General features: G+C 57.2%; 1 protein-coding gene. It reads left to right on the top strand.

Annotated elements, in window-relative coordinates; translation table 11 throughout:
- A partial coding sequence (locus tag K0625_RS24285; RefSeq protein ID WP_220111925.1) for a hypothetical protein occupies window positions 1-947 on the top strand: 947 nt, incomplete at both ends.

Genomic DNA, 947 nt, shown 5'->3' on the forward strand with positions numbered 1-947 from the left:
GGCACTGGCGCACCAGCTAGCCCAACCGTTGACATCACTGAAGATGCCAATGAGGATGGCTTCATCAACAGCGCTGAGCTTGATGGGCAAATCAACATCACCGTGACACTCGGTGAAGGCACGCAAGTGGGCGACACCTTAGTCGTCACCGACCAAGACAATAACGTGATTTACTCCGGCCCTGTTACGCAGGCCATGCTTGATAATGATAACGGCCTTGACTTGGCCATCGATGCCCCCGCCACGGGCACGGAAGTGGTTATCACTGCGACCGTCACCGACCCAGCAGGTAACATCGCCACGGGCGATGACAGTGCGACCCTCGATTACGGCACAGGCACCGGCGCACCAGCCGCGCCATTAGTTGACATCACCGACGATATCAACGATGACGGTTTCATTAATAACGCGGAGTTTGATGGTGAAATCAATGCCACCATCACACTCACACCAGGCACGGCCATCGGCGACACTTTAGTGGTCACCGACCAAGACAATAATGTCCTATTCACTGGCATCGTCACCCAAGCCATGCTCGATAACGGCCAAGCGGTCGTGATGGATGCCCCAGCAACCGGCACCAATGTCGTCATTACCGCCACGGTCACCGATCCTGCTGGCAACACCGCAGAGGGCAGCGACAACGCCCTGCTCGACTACGGTACTGGTGTTGGCGCACCCGCCTCGCCAGAGGTTGAGATTGTTGAAGATGGTAATGATGATGGCTTTATCAACGACGTGGAACTCTCAGGCCAAGTCGACATCACTGTTAAACTTGGTGAAGGCACCGCCGTGGGCGACACCTTAGTGGTCACCGACCAAGCCGGTAACACCCTGTTCAGCGGCCCCGTCACTCAGGCGATGCTCACTAATGGCCTCACCTTGGCCATCGACGCCCCTGTTACCGGCACTAACCTCGTGGTGACCGCCACCGTCACCGACCCTGC

Source organism: Shewanella nanhaiensis, assembly GCF_019457885.1.
Taxonomy (GTDB): Bacteria; Pseudomonadota; Gammaproteobacteria; order Enterobacterales; family Shewanellaceae; genus Shewanella; species Shewanella nanhaiensis.